This window comes from Brevundimonas sp. (assembly GCF_029946145.1).
Lineage (GTDB): Bacteria > Pseudomonadota > Alphaproteobacteria > Caulobacterales > Caulobacteraceae > Brevundimonas.
On the sequence record NZ_JAQSDY010000013.1, the window covers coordinates 1 to 16,173 of the forward strand.

The window sequence follows — 16,173 nt, forward strand, 5'->3', positions numbered from 1 at the left end:
GGCGTCAGATTCTCGAAAAACCCTCTTGCATCGAACGGGGCGTCCACACACGGACCCTCCGACAGTCTGAGATGAGTCAGGAGCGGCTGTCAGCAAACCGCCGGCTGCGCCGCGAGGGCGCATCCAACAACACGCCCGGCAGGTCGTGCACCGCCATCCGGGTCGCCTGCACCTCCAGCTTCCGCAACGCCGATCGCGGCCCCACGCGGAGGCGCGCCGTGTCGGGGTGCTCATCGAGCAGTTCCTGCAGCATCATCCGGCTGGTGCTGTTGAGCCAGCGGCTCAGTTCCGGGCTCGGCCGCCTCCCCCGCCCGACCGCCGATCCGAGGATGAACTGCGACAGCTTCTCCTGCTGCGCCCGCAGATGGCCGCGCATCAGCTTGGACCGGGTGATGTAGCCAGCGTTCACGCCGGGCAGCGAGTGGTTCATCAACAGGTGCATATCCACCTCCGAGACCTCGGCGGGCTGGCCGATCGTCCGGTAGGTCTGGCGCAGATCGTTGCCGTAGTGGCTGAGAGCCTCCCGCTTTTCCTTGTGCTCGGTCATGTGGCCGCAGGCTGCGTCGCTGGGGAACAGCCATTCCCGGCCGCTTTCCGGATAGATGACCGGCCCCAGGCGCCGCAGGCGGAAGATGGATTCCAGCATCGCGCGCGACAGCGGGACGTCGAACGCCTTGTCGGCGCCGCCCTTGGGCAGGCGGATGTGCATGATGCGGTTGCGCAGATCGAGGTCCTCGACGCGCACATTCTTCAGCGCCTCGGGCCGGGAGCCCGACAACAGGGTCAGCAACTGGAACTCCCGACGGATCGGATTGGGGATCAAGGCGGCCTGCTCGAACCAGGCCGGCAGGTCGGAGACGCCCATGGCGGTGTTCTTGCGGCGGTCCGGATTCCAGTCGACCCCGACCGCCGGATTCTCGGCCGGGAGCTGGCGGCAGGTCTTGCGGGCGTGGTTGTAGACGGCGCGGAAACTGCGCACGGCGCCGTTGGCGATGGCCGGTCCGTGGTTCTTGGTGAGGTAGTCGTGCCGGTCGGCCAGCAGCCGCGGCTTGTCCCCGATCTCTGACAGCGGCTGGTCGAGCCAGTCGGCGAACAATCGCTCCATATGGTCGGTGTAGTTGCGGAAGGTGCCGCTCGCCCGACCCTTTCGCTCCAGATGGGACGCGCGGAACCGGGTCCAGGCCTCACGCAGCGTCGGCACGCCGGCGTCCTCAAGCACCGGGATCGGCTTCTCGCGCGGCGGCCGGGGATCTTCGCCGCCGGCGATGCGGGCCAGCAGCCCCTTGGCCTTGATGCGGGCTTCCCTGGCGGTCCCGTCGCCGACATCGGCGACCTTCATGCGGATGGTCGTGCGCGCCTTTCCGGCCCAAAGGTCGGCCTGGATCGTGAAGCTCTTGGTGCGGCTTCCGATGAGGACGAAGAAGCCCGCCGTCTCCGTGTCGCGCACCCGGTACTGCCCCTCGCGGGCATAGGCGAGACCCAAGATGTTGCGGTCGGTCAGGTGCAGTTTTGGATCGCTCATTTGCTGACTTTTGGGTGGGTTAGAACGGCGCTTTTGGGGCTGTTTAGAACGGTATTAGAACGGTGAAATTCGCCCCATAAGTCATCGCTGGGCACCTTCGCCGGACTGCGAAACCGTGCGATATCACCGAATAATTGTCAATGAACTCAATTGCTTGCATCGCGCTCTTGGCGGCAATCGGCGGCAATCGGAAAGCCATAAATCAGGAGCTGTTAATCGGCTGGTCGTAGGTTCGAATCCTACCCGCGGAGCCACTCTTTCCGCCGCTTTCTCGCGGAGCGGGTGCCAGTTAAACACTGCTTCCCTGAGTGGGATTTCCACATTACGTTGATCCGCCAGCTCTTTGGGGGACACGATGCTGAAGACTCGCTTGCTGACTGGGTTGCTGACCTGGCTGGCCCTTGCGCCTCCCGCTTTTGCCCAGAATGAACCGGGGATTGGGCCCCGCCCGCCCTTCCTTGAGCGCGAACCCGCTTCCAGCATCGATCCGGACGCGCCGCCCAGCGTGTTCAAGGCGACCATCGACGCGGCCAACGCCGAAGGTGGTTTCGGGTGGGTGCCCAAGGACTTGAGATGGGGTCCCGGGGCCGACATCCGTGTCTGCTTCCTGAGCAACGACAGGGACCTGAACCGGTTCGTGGTCAGCCACGCGTCCAGCTGGAACGACATTGGAGCCAACGTCCGGTTCAATTTCGGATCGCCCAGTTCGCCACGACGCTGCCAACCGGGGATCGACGCCGATGTCCGTGTGGTCTTCAACACCGGTCAGGGCGACTGGTCCCGCTATGGAAAGGACGCGCGCCTCGGCAATCCTCAATGGAACACCGGATCGCTGCATCTGGACATGAATACGATCACCTCCTCGGGCGCGCGCGGCACGATCATCCATGAGTTCGGCCATGCACTGGGCATGTACCACGAGCATCAGAAACCAATCGTGGATGGTTGTGAGGACCAGTTTAACTGGCCGGTTGTGTATGAAAGCCTTCTCCGTTGGAATGGATGGAGCGCCGAGCGGGTGGACTCCCAGCTCAGACCTGTGAACGACTTCGGCGCTTCTCTGGTAATGAGTGAGAATATAGACCGAACATCGGTCATGCTTTACGCTCTGCCGGCCAATCTTTATCGCAGCTCGACGAGCCGCTGCTATATTCAGTGGCCGAACAACGAAATCTCCGAAATGGATACCGCTGTGGTGCGCGCGGCCTACAGCGCCGAGACATACGAAAGCCAAGGCTACGGCTTCAACGCCGCGATCGCCAGGGCGGTTGAGAACGGGGACGAGGCGGTGGCCCGAGGCATTGCGCTCTACGCCCTTCCGCAATCGACCTTGGCCGAAATCGCTGCGACCTACGACGAGCAGTTGTCGTTCGGCTTCAATCCAACTGGAAGCGAGGGGGCGGAGGCGCAGCTTGAGTCTGCAATCAACGCCGTGATCAGCCGCGCATCCCAGCCGGAATGAAGCGGCGCGCGGCCGTCACGCTCGCATGCGCCGGAGCGCTGGTGGCCAGTCCGGCGGCCGCCCAGGAACAGCTCTACGGTTCGGGGTTGGTGACGCCGGAGCTGGATTTTGCGGACGTGGAGGTCAGACCGCTGAGGAACGACGCCGAGCGCGCCGCCGCCGGCGACAGCTGGATTCCGATGCCGGTGTTCTCGATCGCCCTCGTTCAACAGCCCGGCCCACCCGTGATGATCCCCCGCGCCCTGCTGCGGGCGGATCGATTTCGATACGAGGACATGACCGAGCCGGGCGTGGAGGCGGTCGAGATGTATCGCGACTTCCTGCAGGGATTGATGACCGATTTCATCCTTCCGGCGGCTGCCCGGATTCCCCGACTGGCAGGCTACCGCGAGCACTTCACGGAAATCGAAATCGCCATCAGGGAGGCCCACGGCGGTTTTATCCAGGCCCCCCAGGGTCGCGGAATAACCGGCGCGCCCGTCGTTACGGCGACATACGGTCTCTCGAATACGATCGGTCAGTCCGCCGGGGTCGCTCTCGACTGGGACCGGCTGCTTGCGGCGGACCCGGACGACTCCGAGACGGTCTACATCGCCGCCAATCGCTGGCTCAACGCCTACGCCCTGATGATGTCCAGCGCCATAAGACACCTTACGGCGGCCGAGCACCACTATGACAGGGGCGTCATTGAAGCCCTGTTTCCGACCACGCCTGGCCCCAAGGACCTGCTTCTCTATAACCTGCACGTGACCGACACGACCGTGGTCGTCCTGGCTCACGAGGCCTGCCACCACATCCTGGATCATCGTCCGACCGACGGACTTACCCGCCGGGACCAGGAGCTCAGGGCTGACAGCTGCGCAGCGGAAATCTTCGTCAACGTGCGAACCCGGATGCAGGAACCGGGGTTCACCCAGGACCTGCGCATTCCGTACTACATGATCGCGGCCACGCGACTGTCCACGAACAGCATGATCCTGTGGCCCCTCAGTGAAGGCGGACAACCGTATCCGACGCCGGGCGAACGTTACGCGAATATCAAGGCGGCGATACCGGCGGCTGTACTGGCCGCGACCCCTGAGCTCGTGCCACTCCTTGAATTTCCCCCCTCTCCGGTCGTCGACGACTCTTTCCTGGATCTGCGCACGAGCCTCCTCTCCCTGCCGGTTCTGGAACCTGGCGACGAGCAAATCTTCGATCAGACGGCGGAAGATTTCCTGTTCGAGGCTGAGCGGATGCTGGTGGAATATTGCCTCGCCCAGGACTGCAAGGCGCGGCTGGAATCCGAAGACGCCAACGAGCGCTATTTCAATCTGCGCGTCCTGATCGACATGGCCGCCGTCAAGCTCGAACTCCATCGACTGACGGGGGGGGCAGACCATCGGCTTTATCAGGCGAGATGGGCCTTATGGTCCGCCGAAGACGCGGTCACGCCCGAAATGCCGATCGCCGACGCCGATGTCCGGCGCCTGATGGACGCCGTGAGCATGGCCATCGCCGCCTTGCCCGCTGAGGAATCTCCACAGTGAGAGAGCAATAGCCATGCGCAAAACCCTGCCCGCCGTGCTGGCGGCCCTGGCTGTGTCGTTCACCCCGATAATCATCCCCGAGCCGGTCAACGCCCAGGACCAGCGGATATGGTCCATCGACGGATACTCGGTCGCCTGCCAGGGCAATCCGATCCATCTGTCGCCGAACCTGCCGGACGTGGGAATGGCGCGTCCGGGTCTGATCCTGCTCAATCCCTACGCACTGCAAGGCATGTCCACCTCCCACAAGCTGTTCGTCGTCGCGCACGAATGCGCCCACGCGATCGGCATATCGAACGAAGGGGCCGCGGACTGTTTCGCCATCCGCCTCGGCCGCGATCAGGGCTGGTTCCCTTCCTACGTCTTCGGCGAACTGATCGAAGCCCTTCGCTACAATCCGGGCGATTACACACATGCGCCAGGCACGGTTCGCCTCAACGCGATCATCCAGTGCTTCCAGACCTGACGATGGTTTCGAACAAAAAAAGCCCGACGCGAGCGCCGGGCTGAAGAAGTTCGGTGATGGTGGGTGTCCTCGAAGAAGGAAGACATCCTTTCGTTGAAGCGAATTGGTTAACCGTACGTAAACCGTTCAGGCGACATCGGGCAGCCAGGTCGACTGCGGCGCCCCGCCCGCGCCGGTCCAGGCGATCCGCCAGCCCTGGCCGGCCCGCTCGACCCGCGGCGACGGGCCCGATGGGGCCTCCCCGGGCCAGGCGAAACGTCCGCCGCCCGCCTGGATTTCGTCAGGGCCGTCCGAGGGCCGCAGCATCAAGCTCCAGCGGCCCTGGGCGTCAGGCGTGACGCGCACGGATTCGCCGGCCGCCTGCACCACGACCGGCGCCGTTCCCGAAGCCCGACCGGACGCCAGCCGCATGCGGCCGTCGCTGTCGACCGCGCCGAGGGTCGGAGCCCGGTCCAGACGCCGGGTCGATCCGCCCGTTCGCAGGATCGCGATCGGCCCGCGCCCCCCGGCGACGATCAACAGCCGGTCCGGCGATGGCGCGGCGTCCTGGCCGACCTGGGTCTCGGGCCGCAGCCACAGGTCGCCCGCCGGCGCCGTCATCCGGATCTCGAAACGGCCGCGCCCGTCCGCCGCCGCCGCATAGGCCGCGCCCAAATCGCTGCGCAGGACCACCCGGGCTCCCGGTTCGGCCTCGCCGGTGAAGACCAGGCTGGACTGGGCCCTTTGCACGGCCTGGATCTCCGGCGGACGGGTCCAGCCCGCCGCGGCGCTCTCGACCTCGGCCACGCGTTCCGGCGTCACGGGCGGCGCGCAGGCGGCGGCGAGAGCGGCCAGAAGCGCCGCCCCTCCCGTCTTCACCAACATGGCCCGTTTCATCGCATCAATCCGACCGCTAGGAGTATTCTCCCAGATAGCGCGCCCGGGGGGCCGCTGTCTTCCATCCGTTCCCGAGGCCCCATGACTTCGCCTGCCATCCAACCCTTTGACGGAAAGTCCGTCTGCCTGTTCTGCGGTTCGTCGGACGCGTCCGATCCCGCCTATACAGAGGCGGCGCGGGCGTTTGGCGAACAGACGGCCCAGGCCGGCTGGCGGCTGGTCTACGGCGGCGGCGGCGTCGGCCTGATGGGCGCCTCGGCGCGCGGAGCCCACGCGGTCGGCGGCCGGGTCCTCGGCGTCATGCCGGGCTTCCTGCGCAGCCGTGAGCGGCTGTTCGACGAGGTGGAAACGATCGTCGTGCCCTCGATGCACGAGCGCAAGACGATCATGTACGACCAGTCTGACGCCTTCGTGGTCGCGCCAGGGGGCGTCGGCACCCTCGAGGAGGCTATCGAGGTGCTGTCGTGGAAACGGCTGGATCTACATTCCAAGCCGGTCATCTTCCTGAATCTGAACGGTTTCTGGGAACCGCTGCTGGCCGCCATGGAGCACAGCATCGAGTCCGGCATGACGCCGGCCACCTTCCGCCAGGCCTGGGTCGTCTGCGACACGGTCGAGGCCGCGATCGAAGCCATGAGGGGCGCGGACGCCATGCCGCACTTGAAACATGATCAGCGTTAAGTAATCACTGGTCAGTAAGCCGGTGTCCGTGGGTTTCTTTTGGAAACGCACCTTGACAGTCTCGTATAACAACGGACATTGGCGTGGCGGAAACGATGGTCGTTTGCGCCTGTCCGGAGACCTCCCCATGCGTACTCTGCTTATCGCCGCGGCCCTGTTTGTCGCCGCCCCCGCCCTCGCCCAGGCCCCGGCCTCCAGCGCCGTCCTGGCCGATTCGTCCAAGGCCCCGGCCGCCCCCACCATCATCGACGGCGCCTCGTGGCGCTGCGACAGCGGCTCCTGCACCGCCACCGGCGGCGCGAACCAGCCGGCGACGCGCGCCTGCCGCCGCGTCGTGGCCCGTTTCGGCGCCGTGTCGTCGTTCAGCTACAAGGGCGTCGCCCTGTCGGCCGAGCAACTGACGGCCTGCAACGCCTGATTTGAGTTGAAGCCGGCGAGGCGGCTCAGGCCGTCTCGCCGTTCAGCCGTTTGACGATCCGCTCGCGGCCGATCATGGGCGCGAGCGTCGCCATGTCGGGGCCATGCGCCTGACCCGTGATCATCAGGCGCAGCGGCATGAACAGCGCCTTGCCCTTGGCGCCGGTCGCTTCCTTCACCGCCGCCGTCCAGACAGGCCACAGGGTCTCGTCGATGGTTGCCGGCAGGGCCGCCAGAGCCGCCTGGGCGAAGGCCGCGTCATCGATCGTCGGCGTGATTGGACCGCGCACAATCTTCGCCATATCAACGACATCGGCAAACTTCTGAAGGTTGCCTCGCACCCCGCTCCAGAACGTCTCGCCCAGATCGGCGTTCAGCTCGACCAGCCGCGGTTGCGCGACCGCGTACGGCATCGCGTGCAGCGCCTGGGCGTTCAGACGGTCCAGATCGGCGGTGTCGTAGCGCGCCGGCGACCGGCCCATCTTGGCGAAGGCGAAGCTGGCCCCCAGGGCGTCGATGGATTCGCCCACTTCCAGCGGATCGCTGGTGCCGATGCGGCCCAGATGGCTGGTGATGGCGATCGGCTCATAGCCCTTGTCGCGCATCTCGGCGATCGACAGCGAACCCAGCCGCTTGGACAGCGCCTGCCCGTCCTCGCCGACCAGAAGGGGCATGTGGGCGAAGGCCGGAACCGGCCCGCCCAGCGCCTCGAAGATCTCGATCTGGGCGCCCGTGTTGGTGACGTGGTCCTCGCCGCGGATCACATGGGTGATGGCCATGTCGATATCGTCGACAACCGACGGCAGGGTGTAGAGGAACAGGCCGTCCTCGCGGATCAGCACCGGGTCCGACATCGAGGCCGTATCGACCTCGGCGTGGCCGCGCGACAGGTCTTCCCAGGCCACGCGCCTGCCGTCGAGTTTGAACCGCCAGTGCGGCTTGCGGCCCTCGGCCTCATAGGCCGCCTTCTCCGCATCGGTCAGCGCAAGCCCGGCGCGGTCGTAGATCGGCGGCAGCCCCCGGGACAGCTGCACCTTGCGGCGGCGGTCCAGTTCCTCGGAGGTGTCGTAGCAGGCGTACAGCCGCCCGGCGGCCTTCAGGCGCACGGCGGCCTCTTCATAGCGGTCGAACCGCTTCGACTGGTTATAGCGCTCGTCCCAGACCAGTCCCAGCCAGGTCAGGTCGTCCTCGATGCCCTGTTCGAACTCGGCCGTGGACCGCGCCAGATCGGTGTCGTCGATGCGAAGCACGAACGACCCACCCTGCCCTTTGGCGAACATCCAGTTCACCAGGGCGGTGCGGACATTGCCGACGTGCAGCTTACCCGTCGGCGACGGGGCGAAACGGACCTTGACGGACATGCGATAGACCTTGGAAACGCGGGGCGCACAGGTCGCCCCCGCGGCCCCTCAAGTCAAGGCTCGCGGGCGATCAGTCGTCGCGGTGGACGCGTTCCCGACGCTCGTGACGCTCCTGGGCCTCGACCGACAGCGTCGCGGTGGGGCGGGCCTCCAGCCGTCCGAGGCTGATCGGCTCGCCGGTCTCCTCGCAATAGCCGTAGGAGCCGTCCTCGATGCGGCGCAGCGCCTCGTCGATCTTGGAGATCAGCTTGCGCTGTCGATCGCGGGTGCGCAGTTCCAGCGCCCGGTCGGATTCCGACGACGCCCGGTCGACCAGATCCGGATGATTTTCCGTCTCGGCCTTCAGATTGACGACGGTGCCCTTGGACTCGCGGAGGATGTCTTCCTTCCAGTCCATCAGCTTGCCCTTGAAATAGGCCAGCTGCCGCTCGTTCATGAAAGGCTCTTCGTCGGACGGACGGTAACCGGCCGTTCCGACAGGCACAGAGGCCAATGCGGTCATAATCGCACTCACGGTCTCTTACAGCGCCCCCCTGTGGCGCAGACCTGCCTATAGGGACGCTACGGAGTCGCAGCAACAACGCTCGCAAGAGCGTGACCCGCAAAGCTTACAGTCGGCGCGCGAGCGTGACATTTCTTCATCACCCGATGCTCGGTGAGCGCGCATTTGTCAGGATTTTCGGCGACTTATGCTGCACTGCGGCGTAAATCGGCCTTGGCCAGCTCAACCGCAGCGCGCAGGTCGATCTGATCCAGGAGGCTGTTCAGGCCCGCGTCCGCATCGACCGGCCGTTCCTCGCGCAACGTCCGCGACAGGCGATCCAGCGCGCCCTCGCCCGCCTCGCCCTGCAGAAGGGCCAGCTTCAACTCTTCCAGCCGATCCAGCAGGCCGCCACCCCGGCGGATGGCCCTGCGACGGCGTTCGGTGACATCCTCGACGCCTTGCAGCGCCATGAGAGCCGAGACGTCGCTGACGCCGGACACGCCCGACGCCGAAGTCGTCGGCGCGGCGGTCGCGCCGGCCGCCGCCGAGGGCACGGAGAAGCCCCCGGCGGCGCGGGCGGGACGGCTGCCTTGCGGGGACGACGGTCCGGACGGGCCTGTGACCTTCATGCGATGCGACTCCAGCACATGCCGGACCATCGTCGGCCCGACGTCACCGTTTGGTTAACGTCCCGGCAGATTCTGCCGCCACATCCGGCGCATCAACCGCAACCACTGTTGTTTTCATGGATGTTTTTTGGTGGCACGGCACTGGCATCACAGGGAACGCAACAGTACCTGGACGCCCCGCCCATGCAGAAACTGCTCGCCTCCCTCCTGACCGCCGCGGCCGTGGCCGGATTCGCCGCGCCGGCGTCCGCCCAGTCGCGGATCAAGGACATCGCGGCCATCGAGGGCGTCCGCACCAACCAGCTGGTTGGCTACGGCCTGGTGGTCGGGCTCAACGGCACGGGCGACAGCCTGCGCAACTGCCCCTTCACCCGTCAGTCGCTGGAAGGCATGACCGAGCGGATGGGCGTCAACATCCGCGGCTCCAACGCCAACTCCAAGAACATGGCCGCCATCATGGTGACGGCCGAGCTGCCGCCCTTCGCCACACCGGGCGCCCGGGTCGACGTCAATGTCGCCAGCATGTGCGACGCCAAGAGTCTGCTGGGCGGCACCCTTCTGGTCACCAGCCTGCAGGGCGCGGACGGGCAGGTCTATGCGGTGGCCCAGGGCTCCATCCAGACCGGCGCCGTCTCGGGCGGCGGTGCTTCGGGCTCCTCGATCACCCGCGGCGTGCCGACCGCCGGCCGCATCGCCTCGGGCGCTACGGTCGAGCGCGAGACCGGCTTCCAGCTGGCCAATATGAACGAGGTGCGGCTGACGCTGCGCAATCCGGACTTCACCACGGCCCAGCGCGTCGCCGCCGCCATCAACCAGTCCTATCCCAACACCGCCCTGGCCGAGAACGGCACCGTCATCGCCCTGCGCGCGCCCGGCCAGATGGGCATGGCCGGCTTCATCAGCATGGTCGAGAACATGCCCGTCCAGGTCGACGCCCCGGCCAAGGTCATCATCGACGAGGTCAACGGCGTCATCGTCATGGGCGAGGCGGTCCGCGTCTCCACCGTGGCCATCGCCCAGGGCAATCTGACCATCTCGGTCCAGGAAAACCCGCAGGTCAGCCAGCCGGAACCCTTCAGCCGCGGCGGCCAGACGGTCGTGGTCCCCCAGTCCGACGTCGCCGTCGAGGAAGAACTGGGCCGCCAGATGCGCATTGTCGGCGGCGGGACCTCGCTGTCGACCCTCGTCAACGGTCTGAACGCCCTGGGGGTCAGCCCGCGCGACATGATCAGCATCCTGCAGGCCATCAAGGCCGCGGGAGCCCTGCAAGCCGACATCGAGGTGATGTGAGCATGAACGAACTGTCCATCGCCGCGGGACTGCTCCAGCCGGTCGCCGCCGCTGCGGCCGCCGGCGTCACCGACAGGATGCGCGAGACTGCGGAAGCGTTCGAGGCGTCCTTCCTGTCGCAGATGCTCAAGCCCATGTTCGAGGGCCTTTCGACCGAGGCTCCGTTCGGCGGCGGCGAGGCCGAGGGGACGTGGCGCGGCTTCCTCGTCGACGCCATGGCCAAACAGACAGTCAAGGCCGGGGGCATCGGTCTGGCCGATCAGGTCGTGGCGCAGATGCTGAAGATGCAGGAAGCCCAGGAGCCCGCCGCATGACCGAGACCGCCACCGTAAACGCCCGGGCGCGGGTCCGTCAGCTGACTGACCTGACCACCCGCCTGACCGCCCGCCTCATCGCTGAATCGCAAGCCTTCGAAGCCCGCCGCCCGCATGACGCCGCCGCCACCCTGGCCGAGACCCAGCAACTGGCCAATGTCTATCGCCGCGAGTCCGCCCAGATAAAGACCGACCCCTCCGTGCTCGCCGCCGCCCCGGCCAGCGACCGCATGGCGCTGGTCAAGGCCACCCAGGCCTTCGAGGCCATCCTGTCGCGCCACGCCCGCGCCGTCGAGGCGGCCCGCATCGTCTCGGAGGGACTGGTCAGAACCATCGTCGCCGAGGTGGCCAGCCAGCGTGGATCGCCGTCCGCCTATGGAGCCTCGGGTCAGGCCAACGCCGGCGACGGCCGCGCGGTGGCCTTCAACCGCACGGCCTGACGACGCGTCAGGCGCGGGCCATCCTGGTCTGCGACGGGTTCCGGCGAATGGGCGGGGCCGTCAGGCGCGCGGGGCGCGGTCCGGGCGGTTGGTCCGGACGCGGACGCGAGCGCGTTTCGGCTTGGGCAGGCTAAGGGCCGTCACGAGCGCGAGCAGCGAGGCGGAAAGGGCGAAACCGATTTCCAGCGCGCTGATCATGTTCGTCGGGCCTCCAGTAAACTCACCGAGGTATGGAGGATGGGATCGAAGCGGCGGACGCGCAAGCCATTTCGGCGCCGAGGCGATCGTGAGACGACGGCGATTGGCCGCAATGGCGGACCGGCTCGCGGCGGCCTAGTTAGGATGGGTGACCTTGTCCGATGATCCCGCGACCCGCCGCCAGTCCATCGTCCGGCGCATCGAAGCCGAGACTGGCATCGACGAGCCGATGATCGCCCGCCTGGTCGACGCCTTCTACGACCGGGTGCGCCTCGACCCGCTGATCGGGCCGGTGTTCGCTGAGCGGATTTCGGACTGGGGGCCCCATCTCGAACAGATGAAGCTGTTCTGGTCGTCCGTGGCCCTGATGAGCGGCGTCTATCACGGGCGGCCCATGCCCAAACACCTGCCCCTGCCCGTCGACGCCCGGCATTTCGACCGCTGGCTTGAGCTGTTCGAGGCCACGGCCGCGGAGGTCTGCCCGCCCGCCGCCGCGTCCCATTTCATCGAACGGGCCCGCCGCATCGCCGAAAGCCTCGAACTGGGCATTGCCGGCGCCAACGGCGTGCTGCTGGGCAAGGGCCAGCGGTATCTCAGGCCGACGCAGATGTCGTCACCGCCCGGCTAGCTGAGCCCTCGACTGGCTCTTCAGAGCGCCAGCTCGATCTCTCGCCCGTTAAATTCCGCGACGACCTTCATGTGGCCGCCCCGGGATTCGATCAGGGTTTTAAGTGTGGCCAGCCTGACATCGCGCCCCGCCTCCAGCTTGGAAACGTTGGACTGGGTCATGTTGAGGATCTTCGCCAGTTCCACCTGCGACAGACCCAATTCCTTCCGCAACGCCTGCAAGGCCGACACGCGCTCGCCGATCTCTATGACCAGGGCGCCGATCTGCTTCCTGTCCTCGGCCGACCATTCCGGCTTCCACACACTGGATTTTCTCGTGTTCACATCATCACCCGCGTAATACGCGTATCGTCACTCCAGACGGACGATGATCACCCTGAAGTCTGGCTGAACTTCGATGGTCAAAATCTTCCACCCCGACGGCAAATATGCCGCCAGCGGGAGACAATACGGCGTTGAAAGATCGCGCCAGTCGGGCACGCCCTCGAGTTCGCTTTTCACCAGCCCCATAGCCTCGGGTCCGCCTGCTTCCAGGCGCTGCTGGATTGCGAACAATTCCAGCTGCCGATCCTTCGACCACAGGACTAGATCACTCAGGAAATCGTCGTCGATTTCCACCGTCCAGCTGGACATCCGAGAACCCACATTTGGCGACTGATCGCCGTCGTTTGATTAGTCTTACGCATGATGGTTCCCTTCAGAACGGAGTGCCCGCGAAGGCATTCCAATATGGAATATATTCCATTCCGTCATATGGTCAAGTCGCCTTCGCTGTTCTCTGACTGCTGACACGAACTGACAGCAGGCTATCGCGGGAAACGGTTTGTTCCTACATTGTTCTTGCTGAATCCCGCGAATTGATCCCCATATAGCGCTGTCGCGCCGGACCCCTCCCCGGCCCCACCGCGTTCCCGGACTCCATGACCGAAAAGCACAACTTCATCCGCGTGCGCGGCGCCCGCGAGCACAATCTCAAGGGAGTCGATCTCGACATCCCGCGCGAACAGCTCGTGGTCATGACCGGCCTGTCGGGCTCGGGCAAAAGCTCGCTCGCCTTCGACACCATCTACGCCGAGGGTCAGCGCCGCTATGTCGAGTCGCTGAGCGCCTACGCCCGCCAGTTCCTGGAGCTGATGGGCAAGCCCGACGTCGACCTGATCGAGGGCCTGTCGCCGGCCATCTCCATCGAACAGAAGACGACCTCGAGGAACCCGCGCTCGACCGTCGGCACGGTGACCGAGATCCACGACTACATGCGTCTGCTCTGGGCGCGGGTCGGCGTGCCCTATTCGCCCGCCACCGGCCTGCCGATCGAGAGCCAGACCATCTCCATGATGGTCGACAAGCTGACCGCCCTGCCCGACGGCGAGCGACTGCTGCTGCTGGCCCCCGTCGTGCGCGGCCGCAAGGGCGAGTACCGCAAGGAGATGGGCGAGTGGCAGCGCGCCGGCTTCCAGCGCGTAAAGATCGACGGCGAATTCTATCCGATCGAGGACGCCCCGACCCTCGACAAGAAGTTCAAACACGACATCGACATCGTCGTGGACCGGATTGTCACCAAACAGGGGCTGGAGAGCCGCTACGCGGACAGCCTGCAGACCGCGCTCGGCCTGGCCGACGGCATCGCCGTGGCCGAATGGGCCAATGTCGCCGAGGGCGAGAAGGAGCCGCGCCGGCTGACCTTCTCCGAGAAATTCGCCTGCCCGGTCTCCGGCTTCACCATCAGCGAGATCGAGCCGCGGCTGTTCTCGTTCAACAATCCGTTCGGCGCCTGCCCGGCCTGCGACGGCCTCGGCGTCAAGCTGGCCTTCGACGCCGATCTGGTCATCCCCGACCGCGACAAGACTCTGCACAAGGGCGCCGTCGCCCCGTGGTCGCGCGGCCCCTCGCCGCTCTACACCCAGACGCTGCAGTCGCTCAGCCGCCACTACGGCTTCTCGATGGATGTGCCGTGGCGCGAACTGCCTGAGAAGGCCCAGGACGTGATCCTGCGCGGTTCGGGCGGCGACAAGATCAAATTCACCTACGACGACAACGCCCGCAAATACGAGGTCTCCAAGGCCTTCGAGGGCGTGCTTCCCAACCTCGAGCGCCGCTGGCGCGAGACGGATTCGTCGTGGGTGCGCGAGGAGCTGGGTCGCTTCCAGTCCGAGACCCCGTGCGAGGTCTGCCATGGCAAACGTCTCAAGCCCGAGGCCCTGGCGGTCAAGATCGCGGCCACGGATATCGCCGAGGTCTCCTGGCTGTCGATCAAACACGCCCACGAGTGGTTCACGGCCCTGAACGACAAGCTGACCGACAAGCAGATGGAGATCGGCCGCCGCGTCCTGAAGGAAATCACCGACCGGCTGCGTTTCCTCAACAACGTCGGCCTCGACTATCTCAGCCTGTCGCGCGCCTCGGGCACCCTGTCCGGCGGCGAGAGCCAGCGCATCCGCCTGGCGTCGCAGATCGGCTCGGGCCTGACCGGCGTACTGTACGTGCTCGACGAGCCGTCCATCGGCCTGCACCAGCGCGACAATTCCCGCCTGCTGGAAAGCCTGCGCGGCCTGCGCGACCTCGGCAATTCCGTCCTCGTCGTCGAGCATGACGAGGAAGCGATCCTGACCGCCGACTATGTCATCGACATGGGCCCGGCCGCCGGCATCCACGGCGGCGAGGTCTGCGCCCAGGGCACCCCGGCCGAGGTCATGGCCAATCCCAAATCCCTGACCGCCAAATACCTGACTGGCGAGCGCGAGATCGAACTGCCCGCCGACGGCCGCCGCCCCGTCGATCGCAAGAAGATGCTGAAGATCAGCGGCGCCACCGGCAACAATCTGAAGAACGTCACCGGCGAGATCCCCGCCGGCCTGTTCACCTGCGTCACCGGCGTGTCCGGCGGCGGCAAGTCGACCTTCACCATCGAGACCCTGTACAAGGCCGCCGCCCGCCGGCTGCACAACGCCTCGGACGCCCCTGCCCCCTTCGACCGCATCGAGGGGCTGGAGATGTTCGACAAGGTCATCGACATCGACCAATCGCCCATCGGCCGCACTCCGCGCTCGAACCCGGCCACCTACACCGGCGCCTTCGGTCCGATCCGCGACTGGTACGCCGGCCTGCCGGAGTCAAAGGCCCGCGGTTACGGCCCGGGCCGCTTCTCGTTCAACGTCAAGGGCGGCCGCTGCGAGGCCTGCCAGGGCGACGGCCTGATCAAGATCGAGATGCATTTCCTGCCCGACGTCTACGTCACCTGCGACGTCTGCAAGGGCAAACGCTACAACCGCGAAACGCTGGAAATTGTCTTCAAGGGCAGGAGCATATCCGACGTTCTGGACATGACGGTTGAAGAGGCCGCATCCTTCTTCAAGGCCGTTCCGTCGATCCGCGACAAGATGCTGACCCTGAACCGCGTCGGCCTCGGCTACGTCAAGGTCGGCCAGTCCGCCACCACCCTGTCCGGCGGCGAGGCCCAGCGGGTCAAGCTGTCCAAGGAGCTGTCCAAGCGGGCCACCGGCAAGACCCTCTACATCCTCGACGAGCCCACCACGGGCCTGCATTTCGAGGATACGCGCAAGTTGCTGGAGGTGCTTCAGGAACTGGTCGAGAACGGCAACACCATCGTGGTGATCGAGCACAATCTCGACGTCATCAAGGTGGCCGACTGGCTGCTGGACTTCGGCCCCGAGGGCGGCGACGGCGGCGGCGAGATCGTCGCGGTCGGCACCCCCGAACAGGTCGCCGCCAATCCGAAGAGCTGGACCGGCAAATACCTAAAGGAAATCCTCGACCGGCATGAGACCCGCCGCAAGGCGCGGATAGCCGCCCTGGCGGGCCGCGTCACCGCTCCGGTGGACAAACCGACGCGGGCGAAGAAGCGGGCCGAGGCCTGAGC

The 16,173-nt window shown here is 66.1% G+C and carries 18 protein-coding genes; 10 read left to right on the top strand and 8 right to left on the bottom strand.

Going from position 1 to position 16,173, the window contains the following annotated elements; all coding sequences use genetic code 11:
• Window positions 1–76: 76 nt before the first annotated feature.
• Window positions 77–1,522: an integrase arm-type DNA-binding domain-containing protein gene (locus PSV23_RS05530; protein WP_300466710.1), complete on the bottom strand. Its 1,446-nt coding sequence runs from the start codon at window positions 1,520–1,522 to the stop codon at window positions 77–79.
• A 355-nt stretch (window positions 1,523–1,877) separates the two neighbouring features.
• On the opposite strand from PSV23_RS05530, the gene PSV23_RS05535 reads away from it, so the two are divergent.
• The 3 genes from PSV23_RS05535 to PSV23_RS05545 are packed head-to-tail and all read left to right on the top strand — an operon-like array spanning window position 1,878 to window position 4,979.
• Window positions 1,878–2,984, top strand: a complete 1,107-nt coding sequence (locus PSV23_RS05535) for a M12 family metallopeptidase (protein ID WP_300466712.1) — start codon at window positions 1,878–1,880, stop codon at window positions 2,982–2,984.
• Entirely contained in the window at window positions 2,981–4,513 is a 1,533-nt protein-coding gene (locus tag PSV23_RS05540; protein ID WP_300466714.1) for a hypothetical protein, read from the top strand. The genes PSV23_RS05535 and PSV23_RS05540 overlap by 4 nt, the downstream gene beginning before the upstream one ends.
• 13 nt (window positions 4,514–4,526) lie before the next feature.
• Window positions 4,527–4,979, top strand: coding sequence for a hypothetical protein (locus PSV23_RS05545; protein WP_300466716.1), 453 nt, complete (start codon window positions 4,527–4,529; stop codon window positions 4,977–4,979).
• A 126-nt stretch (window positions 4,980–5,105) separates the two neighbouring features.
• Here PSV23_RS05545 and PSV23_RS05550 read toward each other — a convergent pair whose 3' ends face one another.
• The gene (locus PSV23_RS05550; RefSeq protein ID WP_300466718.1) at window positions 5,106–5,855 is read right to left on the bottom strand and encodes a hypothetical protein; all 750 of its coding nucleotides are present in this window, start codon (window positions 5,853–5,855) and stop codon (window positions 5,106–5,108) included.
• 81 nt (window positions 5,856–5,936) lie between these two features.
• On the opposite strand from PSV23_RS05550, the gene PSV23_RS05555 reads away from it, so the two are divergent.
• Both PSV23_RS05555 and PSV23_RS05560 read left to right on the top strand, forming a co-directional pair.
• Window positions 5,937–6,536 carry a TIGR00730 family Rossman fold protein gene (locus PSV23_RS05555; RefSeq protein ID WP_300466720.1) on the top strand — a complete coding sequence of 200 codons (600 nt, stop codon included), beginning with the start codon at window positions 5,937–5,939 and terminating at the stop codon, window positions 6,534–6,536.
• A 127-nt stretch (window positions 6,537–6,663) separates the two neighbouring features.
• Complete coding sequence (locus PSV23_RS05560; protein ID WP_300466722.1) at window positions 6,664–6,954, top strand: hypothetical protein; 291 nt, start codon at window positions 6,664–6,666, stop codon at window positions 6,952–6,954.
• Between the two features lie 25 nt (window positions 6,955–6,979).
• Here the strand turns inward: PSV23_RS05560 and gltX are convergent, their stop codons facing one another.
• From gltX to PSV23_RS05575, 3 genes are all read right to left on the bottom strand, one after another.
• Window positions 6,980–8,314, bottom strand: coding sequence for a glutamate--tRNA ligase (gene gltX, locus PSV23_RS05565; RefSeq protein WP_300466724.1), 1,335 nt, complete (start codon window positions 8,312–8,314; stop codon window positions 6,980–6,982).
• Window positions 8,315–8,384: 70 nt separating this feature from the next.
• The gene (gene dksA / locus PSV23_RS05570) at window positions 8,385–8,816 is read right to left on the bottom strand and encodes an RNA polymerase-binding protein DksA (protein ID WP_300466726.1); all 432 of its coding nucleotides are present in this window, start codon (window positions 8,814–8,816) and stop codon (window positions 8,385–8,387) included.
• Window positions 8,817–9,001: 185 nt separating this feature from the next.
• Window positions 9,002–9,427 carry a flagellar assembly protein FliX gene (locus tag PSV23_RS05575; protein ID WP_300466728.1) on the bottom strand — a complete coding sequence of 142 codons (426 nt, stop codon included), beginning with the start codon at window positions 9,425–9,427 and terminating at the stop codon, window positions 9,002–9,004.
• A gap of 183 nt (window positions 9,428–9,610) precedes the next feature.
• On the opposite strand from PSV23_RS05575, the gene PSV23_RS05580 reads away from it, so the two are divergent.
• From PSV23_RS05580 to PSV23_RS05590, 3 genes are read left to right on the top strand one after another with little or no spacing between them, the layout of a single operon-like run.
• Window positions 9,611–10,717 carry a flagellar basal body P-ring protein FlgI gene (locus PSV23_RS05580; protein ID WP_300466730.1) on the top strand — a complete coding sequence of 369 codons (1,107 nt, stop codon included), beginning with the start codon at window positions 9,611–9,613 and terminating at the stop codon, window positions 10,715–10,717.
• Window positions 10,718–10,719: 2 nt separating this feature from the next.
• Window positions 10,720–11,031: a rod-binding protein gene (locus tag PSV23_RS05585; RefSeq protein ID WP_300466732.1), complete on the top strand. Its 312-nt coding sequence runs from the start codon at window positions 10,720–10,722 to the stop codon at window positions 11,029–11,031.
• A complete protein-coding gene (locus PSV23_RS05590) occupies window positions 11,028–11,471 on the top strand; it encodes a flagellar basal-body protein FlbY (protein ID WP_300466734.1) in 444 nt (147 codons plus the stop codon). Before PSV23_RS05585 ends, PSV23_RS05590 begins: the two co-directional genes overlap by 4 nt.
• Window positions 11,472–11,531: 60 nt before the next feature.
• On the opposite strand, the gene PSV23_RS05595 is transcribed toward PSV23_RS05590, so the two are convergent.
• The gene (locus PSV23_RS05595) at window positions 11,532–11,669 is read right to left on the bottom strand and encodes a hypothetical protein (protein WP_300466736.1); all 138 of its coding nucleotides are present in this window, start codon (window positions 11,667–11,669) and stop codon (window positions 11,532–11,534) included.
• A gap of 154 nt (window positions 11,670–11,823) precedes the next feature.
• Between PSV23_RS05595 and PSV23_RS05600 the strand changes: the two genes are divergently transcribed.
• Window positions 11,824–12,297: a group III truncated hemoglobin gene (locus tag PSV23_RS05600; RefSeq protein WP_300466738.1), complete on the top strand. Its 474-nt coding sequence runs from the start codon at window positions 11,824–11,826 to the stop codon at window positions 12,295–12,297.
• Between the two features lie 20 nt (window positions 12,298–12,317).
• Here PSV23_RS05600 and PSV23_RS05605 read toward each other — a convergent pair whose 3' ends face one another.
• Window positions 12,318–12,599 carry a helix-turn-helix domain-containing protein gene (locus PSV23_RS05605; RefSeq protein WP_300466740.1) on the bottom strand — a complete coding sequence of 94 codons (282 nt, stop codon included), beginning with the start codon at window positions 12,597–12,599 and terminating at the stop codon, window positions 12,318–12,320.
• 48 nt (window positions 12,600–12,647) lie between these two features.
• Window positions 12,648–12,914 (bottom strand): hypothetical protein, encoded by a 267-nt coding sequence (locus PSV23_RS05610; RefSeq protein ID WP_300466742.1) that lies wholly within the window; start codon window positions 12,912–12,914, stop codon window positions 12,648–12,650.
• A 302-nt stretch (window positions 12,915–13,216) separates the two neighbouring features.
• Between PSV23_RS05610 and uvrA the strand changes: the two genes are divergently transcribed.
• Window positions 13,217–16,171, top strand: coding sequence for an excinuclease ABC subunit UvrA (gene uvrA, locus PSV23_RS05615; protein ID WP_300466744.1), 2,955 nt, complete (start codon window positions 13,217–13,219; stop codon window positions 16,169–16,171).
• The last annotated feature ends 2 nt before the right edge of the window (window positions 16,172–16,173 follow it).